This is a genomic window from Streptomyces sp. NRRL S-495, assembly GCF_000966955.1.
Taxonomy (GTDB): domain Bacteria; phylum Actinomycetota; class Actinomycetes; order Streptomycetales; family Streptomycetaceae; genus Kitasatospora; species Kitasatospora purpeofusca.
In genome coordinates this window covers 1-8,653 of record NZ_JZWY01000719.1, presented here as the reverse complement: position 1 = coordinate 8,653, position 8,653 = coordinate 1, and the positions used below count along the sequence as shown (strand labels likewise).

Here is an 8,653-nt window from a genome sequence, read left to right as displayed (position 1 = left end):
CCCCGCCCCCCCCCCCCCCGCCGAGCACGCCTCCCGCGGCGTCGCACGCGCCGCGGCCCCGACCGAGGGCGAGCCGGCGGCCGAGCCCGGGCAGGAACCCACGCCGGACCCCAAGCAGGACCCGAAGCCCGAGTCCAAGCAGGACCCGAAGCCCGAGTCCAAGCCCGAGTCCAAGCCCGCCGAGCGCCCGCTGGTCAAGATCGGCTCCGAGGGCCATCAGGTCGAGTTCGGCTGGCTGGGCCGACTGCCCAAGCCCAAGCTGTCCGGCAACAAGGCCACGTACGTCGACGCCCGCCCCGGTGTGGACCTCCTCCTGGAGGCGACCCGGACCGGCTTCGAGCAGTACCTGATCGTCAAGGACCGCAGCGCGGTCTCCCAGGCCGGGACGCTCACGCTGCCGATCGACACCACCGGCTACCAGGTGGCCAGGCAGCCCGACGGCGCGATCCAATTGCTGGGCGCCGACGGCAACGTGGCCGTCAGGATCCCGGCGCCGGTCATGTGGGACGCCTCGGTGGACGAGCTTTCGGGCGAACACCTCAACCGCGCACCCGTCCTCATGGAGCTGCGCGGCAGCGGGGGGGACGCCGAGTTGGTGTTCACCCCGGACGCGGCCTTCCTGACCGACGCGAAGACGCAGTTCCCGGTGACGATCGACCCGGCGGTCAACGTCGAGGCGAACTTCGACACGTATGTGCACACCGGCGAGAACACCGACAACTCCTCCTCCCCGGAGTTGAAGCTGGGAACGTACAACGGCGGTGCCACCAAGGCCCGTTCGTTCATCCACTTCCCCGGTGGCGACTTCAACGGCAAGCAGATCCTGGACGCCAAGCTGTACCTGGCGAACTTCCACTCCTCCTCCTGCCTGCAGAAGCAGTGGGAGGTCTGGTCCGCCCAGTACGCCGACACGGGCAACCGCTGGGGCAACCAGCCCGGCATGATCGACCGCTACGCGGTCTCCGACGAGACCCGTGACGTGCCGAACGACGGTGACAGCCACGACTGCCTCGGCGAGGGCAGCACCTACTGGGTGAAGGCCGACGTCACCAACCTGGTGCGGGACTGGTCCGGCATGGGCGTGGGTACGTACGCGCTGGGCCTCAAGGCGGTGGACGAGAACGACTCCTACACCTGGAAGCGGTTCGAGTCCTCCGAGGGCGAGCACTCCCCGTTCCTGTCGATCACCTACAACACCGTGCCTGCCACCCCGGCGTCGGTGGACATCCAGCCGTCGCAGCCGGGCACCCCGAAGTACACCTCGGACGCCAACCCGCGTTTCCTGACGCAGGCCGCGGACGTCGACGGTGACAACGTCAAGGTCTACTTCGACCTGTGGCGCGGCGGCACCTTCATCGGCTCCATCCCGAAGGACACCCCGAACGGCGCGGTCGCGTCCGTCCGGGCGTCCGACTTCGGGCTGCCGAAGCTCGACGAGGGTGTGCAGTACTCGATCTCCTCGATGCTGCACGACGGCAAGTCCGCTTCCAACTGGGTGACCACGCAGTTCGTGGTGGACACGACCAAGCCGGGTGCGCCGTTCGTGACCTCCGCCGACTACCCGTCGGACGGTCTGTGGCACGGCGCGGCCAACCAGGCCGGTTCGTTCACCTTCTCGGCCCCGGCCGGGACGGACGACGTGACCGCGTACGTCTACACGCTGGACGGCGGCACCGCTGTCACCGTGGACTCGGGCGCCACGCTGACCACCAGCATCACCCCGACCACCGAGGGTCGGCGCGTGCTCAGCGTGCAGGCCAAGGACCGCGCGGGCAACCTGTCCCCGCCGGCGACCTACACCTTCCAGGTCGGCCAGGCCGGTCTGAGCTCGCCGGTCAACGGCAGCCAGTCCGCCAAGCGCGTCAAGCTGGCCGTCGATGCCCAGGCGCAGTTCAAGCGGGTGGTCTACGAGTACCGCCGTGGCCCGGGTGCCACCGAGTACACGGTGCCCCGGACCAACCTGACCAAGGCCGACAACACCCCGGTCACCGAGGACCGGCCGCGGCTGGCGGACCTCGGCCCGCACGCCAACTGGACGGTCATCGACACCCTCGGCAGTGTCGGCGGTGTCGTCCAGGTCCGGGCCAAGCTGTTCCCCGAGGACGGCTCCGGCAACGGCTACACCACCGTCTGGAACACCATCACGGTGGACCGCAACGCCGACGGCGCGGCCGCCGCCCAGATCGGCCCGGGCTCGGTCAACCTGCTCACCGGCGACTACTCCACCGATGTCACGGACGCCGACGAGTTCGGTATGTCGGTGGCCCGCACCACCTCCTCGCGCGACCTCGGCCGAGGCTGGCAGCCGCAGGGCGAGCGCCTCACACTGAACCAGCGCCAGGTCGGCACCGACACCAACGGTTTCACTGCCGGGCTGGCGTCGCTGTCGCGTTCCACGGCGCGCGGTCATGACAGTTCGACCGACTCGCTGCTGATCACGCCGACCGGGCAGGCCGGCCAGATCGACTCCTACGCGGGTGTCGGTCCGGACAACACCCTGGCGCTCGGCATGAAGCCGGGCCGCACCTACCGCCTCACCGGCTGGATCTACGTGCCGGGCTCGACCGGCCTCAACCCGGACTTCGGTGACCGCGGCCTGCGGCTCGCCGGCTTCGTGAAGACCGGCGCGGGCTACGCCAAGACCACCTCGCCCAAGGCGTCGTTCACCGACGGCTGGCAGCAGCTGAGCGTGGACCTGGCCGTCCCCGCCGACGCCACCGAGGCGTGGTTCCGCCTCTACAACGGCTTCACCGCGGCGGACAAGCAGGTCTTCTTCGACGACCTCTCGATGAAGGAGATCGTCGCGCCGTTCGGCCCGCAGTGGGCCGGAGGCCCCGACGCGGGTGCCGGTTCGGACTACCGTTCGCTGTCGTTCCCGCAGTCCGACCTGGTCGAGATCAAGGGCAACGACGACACCTCGCTGACCTTCGCCAAGGGCACCGACGGCACCTTCTTCCCGGAGCCGGGCGCCGAGTCGCTCACTCTCAAGGCCGTCCCGGCCACCGCGGGCGCGATCGTGCTCAGCAGCACCGGCCAGTGCCTGGAGGTCCCGAACGGCGCGGCCGGCAACGGCGCCGGGCTGCAGCCGGCGTCCTGCACCGGCGCGGCGAACCAGCAGTGGACGCGTGGCGACGACCTGACGCTGCGGCTGCTGGGCTACTGCCTGGACAACCCGCTGGGCCAGGTCGACAACGGCACCCGGATGACGCTCTGGGGCTGCAACGGCGGCATCAACCAGCAGTGGGAGGTCCGCACCGACGGCATGGTGGTGAACCGCCACTCGGGCAAGTGCCTGGACGCCGACAAGGGCGCCTCGGTCTGGGTCTGCTGGGCCGGTCCGAGCCAGCTCTGGAACGTCCAGACCGCCGGCACCACCTACGAGCTGTCCGAGCTGGACGGTTCGAAGACGGTGTTCGCACAGCAGGCCGGTTCGAACATCTACCAGGTGGTCAGCGACAGCGGCCCCGAGGCGGCTTCGACCACCCGCTACCAGTACGACACCGCTGACGGCCGTTCGCTGGTGAAGCGCGTCATCCCGGCGGTCGAGCCGGGCGTGGACGACGTCAACCACTGCTCGGTCGACCCGCTGCCGCGCGGCTGCGAGGTCATGGAGTACGAGTACGCCAAGGCCCTCACCGCCACGGGTACCACGCCCGGCGACTACCCGGACCGCGTCAAGGCGGTCAAGGTCTGGTCGTGGAACCCGGCGACCTCCAAGCAGGAGGCCGTCGAGGTCGCCCACTACGCGTACGACGACAAGGGCCGCATCGCCCAGGTCTGGGACCCGCGCCTGGCGCAGCCGCTGAGGACCACGTACGGCTACGACACCGAGGGCCGGGTCACCCGGATCACCCCGTCCGGTGAGCTGCCGTGGAACTTCGACTACGGCAGGGCCGCGGCCGACCAGGACCCGGGGCGCCTGCTGAAGGTCCGCCGCGCCACCCTGGCCCAGGGGTCGAAGGACCAGGTCAGCGGTGAGGTCGCGACCAACGTGGTCTACGACGTGCCGCTCACCCGCGGTACGGGGGGCCCGTACGACCTGGGCGGCTCGCACGTGGCCACGTGGGCGCAGCTGGACGCTCCCACCGACGCCACCGCCGTGTTCGGCCCCGAGGACGACCCGGGCACCAACACCGCCACCGCGGCCAAGCCGGGCGGGGACGGTTACAGGCCGGCCGTCGTCCACTACCTCAACGCCAACGGCAACGAGGTCAACACGGCCAGCCCGTCGGTCACTCCGGGCGGTGACATCGACACCAAGGAGTACGACCGCTACGGCCACGTCGTGCGCTCCTTGGAAGCCACCAACCGCACGATCGTGCTCGGCACCCACCCCGAGTGGGACCGGTTCACGGCCGAACTGGGCCTGCCCCAGATCCCGGCCGAGCTGCTCGCCGAGAACCTGACCGACGAGCAGAAGGCCCGCAAGGCCGAGATCACCAAGTCCCGGGCCCGGCTCCTGGACTCGCGCACCACCTACAGTGCGGACGGCCTCGACGTCGTCGAGACGCTCGGCCCGGTGTACCGAGCCTCGCTCGCCGAGCAGGTCGTCGGCCAGAGCACCCCGGCCACCGTGTTCTCGGAGGCCGAGAAGCTCCCGCAGCTCGGCGGCACCGCGCCGACCCAGATCGACACGAACTGCTGCGGCCTCAGCTGGTCCGGCGGTGCCCACCTGAGCATCAGGGCCACCGCGGCCGGCGCGTTCGACGCCGTGCGGGTCAAGGTGCTGGAGGAGGGCGACTACGTACTTTCCGGGCAGCTGACCAAGTACAGCGACCACGGCATCGTGCAGTTCGCGATCGACGGGCAGAATGTCGGCCAGCCGATCGACACCTACTCCGCCGACCCGGCTGTCGTCCCGTATGCGACCGGCCAGTCGGTCCGGCTCGCCCGCGGTGACCACGAGCTCAGGATCACCGTCACCGACGCCAACCCGGCCAGCACCGGCGCCCGGTACCACACCGGGATCGACACCGTCACGCTGACCAAGAGCACCGTCAACCCGACCCTGGTGGCGGGCGCGTCGGTCGTCGCGCGCGACCACAACACCAACACCTACGACGAAGGGAAGCCCGACGGCCAGGCGTACCACCTGGTCACCACCGCCACCGACGGCGCCCGCATCGACGGCTACGCCGACGACGCCGAGGTACGGGTCACCAGGACCGGCTACGACGCTCCGCTCGGCGGCACCGCCGGCTGGACGCTGAAGAAGCCCACTTCGGTCACCACCGACGCGCTCGGCACCAAGCCGACGGCCACCGTCAAGTACGACGCGCAGGGCCACGCGCTGGAGTCCCGCAAGGCGGGCTCCAACGGCGCCGACGCCGGGACCGTCAAGTCGGTGTTCTACACCGCCGGCGCCAACCCGGACGACGCGGCGTGCGCCAACCGGCCCGAGTGGGCGGGCCTGCCCTGCGTCACCCTGCCGGGCGGCGCGATCACCGACGGGGACGCGGCACGGATGCCGACCACCCTGCCGGTCAAGCGGGTCACCCGCTACTCGCCGTTCGGCGAGCCGGAGGAGACCACCGAGACCAACGCGGGCAAGTCCCGGAAGACCGTCGTCACGTACGACGGCGCCGACCGGATCACCTCGACCGAGATCACCTCGGACGAGGGCAAGCCGCTCCCGAAGGTCACCACCGAGTACGACCCGGCCACCGGCGACAGCGTGAGGACGACGGCCGGCGGCAAGTCGCTCGTGCGCGTCCTGGACCAGCTCGGCCGGCTGCTCTCCTACACGGACGCCGACGGTGCCACGACCACCACGGAGTTCGACAGGTTCGGCAAGCCGGTCAAGGTCACCGACCCGACCGGGTCCACCGCCTACACCTACGACCGCGCGAAGGAGCCGCGCGGACTGGTCACCTCGATCAACGACAGCGTGGCCGGCGAGTTCACCGCCAAGTACGGCCCGGACGGCCAGCTCGTCGAGCAGACCTACCCCGGCGGCATCGTCCGCAAGGACACCACCAACGCGGTCGGCGAGGCCACCGGCCGCACCTACACCCGCACCAGTGACAACAAGGTGGTCTGGGCCCAGACCACCGACATGTCCACCCAGGGCCAGGTGGCCAAGGACACCAGCTCCACCGCCACCCGTACCTACCAGTACGACCGGCTCGGCCGACTGGTGAAGGCCGAGCAGTCCACGGTCGCCGCCGGCTGCGTCACCCGCCAGTACGCCTTCGACGTCCGTTCCAACCGCCTGTCCAAGCAGACCTCTCCGCGCGGGGCGGCCGGCGAGTGCAGCACGACCGGAGCGGTCGCGGAGAACCACACCTACGACAGCGCCGACCGCCTCACCGACCCCGGCTTCACCTACGACGCCTTCGGGCGCACGGTGAAGACCGCCACCGGCGCGACCAACACCTACTGGGCCAACGACCGCGTCGCCTCCCAGGAGAAGGGGGACACCAAGCAGGAGTGGGCCGTCGACGCCGCCCACCGCCTGACCGCGTTCACCACCAGCAAGAAGCAGGCGGACGGGTCGTGGGCCGGCGCCACGTCGAAGCTGAACCACTACGGTGACGACTCCGACGAGGTCCGCTGGACGATCGAGGACACCACCCAGGGCACCCTGACCCGCAACGTGTCGGGCCCCGACGCCGATCTGGTGGCCACCACGAGCAGGACCGGTGACGTCCAGCTCCAGCTGACCAACCTGTTCGGCTCGGTGGTGCTCGTCACCGACACCGCGCTGACCAAGCCGGTGGTGCTGGACTTCGACGAGTTCGGCATCCCGCAGGACGGCCAGGCAGGTGTCCGCTACGGCTGGCTCGGCGGCAAGCAGCGCTCCGCCGAGGCCCAGGACGGCGACATCCTCATGGGTGCCCGCCTCTACAGCCCGGCCCTCGGCCGCTTCCTCCAGGTCGACCCGGTCCCGGGCGGCAACGCCAGTGCCTACGACTACTGCACCGGCGACCCGGTCAACTGCACCGACCTCGACGGCAACTGGGGCATGCCCAAGTGGCTGAAGAAGACGGTGGAGGTGGTCGCCAAGGTCGCCGAGGTGGCATCCAACATCCCGGGTCCGATCGGCACGATCTCGGCCGTCGTCTCCGCGGTCTCCTACGCGGCCACCGGCAACTGGGCGAAGGCCGCCGAGATGGCGGTCACCGCGGTCGCGGCGACGGTCGGGGCCGGACCGGTTGTCAAGGCGGCTGTGTCGGCTGTCCACACGGTCAAGGCGGCCAGGGCCGTCAAGGCCGCGGTCAAGGCGACCCCGAATCCGCGCCTGATCAAGATCTCGCGTTCGAAGATGGCGATCCGGGCGTACAACATGCCGGTGATCGGCGCGAAGTCGAAGCTGTTCGGCGATGTCCACTCGGGGGCCAAGAAGGCCGGCCTGCTGAACCGGGGGAAGCGGGATGCCCGCTGGTCCGCCGGCTGGAGCGTCGCCACCACGAGGGACGCGGGCCTGGTGAAGAGCCACCGCAAGTCCAACGCGCGCACCGTCTTCCGGGTCAAGGTCGCTGGTAAGAAGGTGGACGTCGGGTTCGGACCGTGGCGCCCCGGCCGCCAGCGGAACTACCCGCCGGTGACCTGGCGATGACGGAGAGAGGAAAGGTGGACCGACGGTGATCGACGCGTTCGTCGAGGAGATGACAGCGTCCGGCCTGTTCGTGTCGGTCGAGGCGGTGCCCGTGATGGACGAGCCCCGCATCGTCGATGCGTGGGCGGACTCGGTGGCGGGGCAGGAGTTCTGCGTGTCCCTGGTCGAAGGCCAGGACAATGCGCGGGTGCTCTGTGACGGCTACGTCTTCGAGGCCGTTCCGGTCCCGGTCGTCCTCGAGTTCGTCGACGCGGTCGTCCATGAGCGGATCGAGGTCACCGCGTCCGGCAACGGCACCCGGTTGACCCTGGGGGTTCCCACCTCGCAGGGGGTCTGGCAGGACACGCGGCGTGTCACCGCCGAGGTGTCGCCGTGGGAGCGACAGGCCCTCGCTCGGAAGGGAAGGGGTTCGTCCTGACGGAGCGCAGGACTGAGTGAGGAAGGACCGGTGCCGTGGGCGGCTGCGCAGCCGCCCACGGCACCGACCGTTTTCCGGCCCCGGTTCCGGTCCTGACGCCGACGGCTCAGGCCAGGCGGCCGCCGCCGTCGACGTGCAGGACGGTGCCGGTGACGAAGGGGCTGGTCATCGCGAACCGGACGGCGCCGACCAGGTCGTCGACGGTGCCGGTGCGGCGGGCCGGGTTGCGGTCGGCGACGGAGCGCAGGAAGGCGGCCTTGTCGGGGCCCAGGCCGTCCCAGGCGCCGGTGTCGACGATGCCGGGGGAGACGGCGTTGACCCGGACCGGGGCGATCTCGACCGCGAGGGCCTGGACGAGGAAGGCGAGTGCGCCGTTGGTGGTCGCCATCACGGTGCGGGCGGGGGCCGGGCGCCAGGCGGCGACCCCGGAGAAGAAGGTGAAGGAGGCGCCGTCGGGGGTGTCGGTGGCGGCCTGCGGGGCGAGGTGCTTGGCGAGCAGCAGCGGGCCGTAGACCTTGGCGGCGAACGCCCGGTGGATGTCGGCGAGTTCGAGTTCGGCGAGCGGGCCGTTGGCGGGCATGGCGGCGGTGGAGACCAGGTGGTCGAAGCGGCCGGTGGCGGCCGCGAGGGCGGCGACGGACGCCTCGTCGGCGAGGTCGACGGGGACGGTCCGGGCG

3 protein-coding genes are annotated in these 8,653 nt (G+C 70.7%); 2 read left to right on the top strand and 1 reads right to left on the bottom strand.

Features of this window, described 5'->3' with window-relative positions; translation table 11 throughout:
- Nucleotides 1-7,558, top strand: a 7,558-nt coding sequence (locus VR45_RS31760) for a ricin-type beta-trefoil lectin domain protein (RefSeq protein WP_045943337.1), incomplete at its 5' end; no start/stop codon positions are given.
- A gap of 25 nt (nt 7,559-7,583) precedes the next feature.
- On the top strand, nt 7,584-7,976 hold the full coding sequence (locus VR45_RS31755) for a hypothetical protein (protein WP_045943336.1): 393 nt from the start codon (nt 7,584-7,586) through the stop codon (nt 7,974-7,976).
- Between the two features lie 106 nt (nt 7,977-8,082).
- On the opposite strand, the gene VR45_RS31750 is transcribed toward VR45_RS31755, so the two are convergent.
- A partial coding sequence (locus VR45_RS31750; protein ID WP_045943335.1) for an SDR family oxidoreductase occupies nt 8,083-8,653 on the bottom strand: 571 nt, incomplete at its 5' end.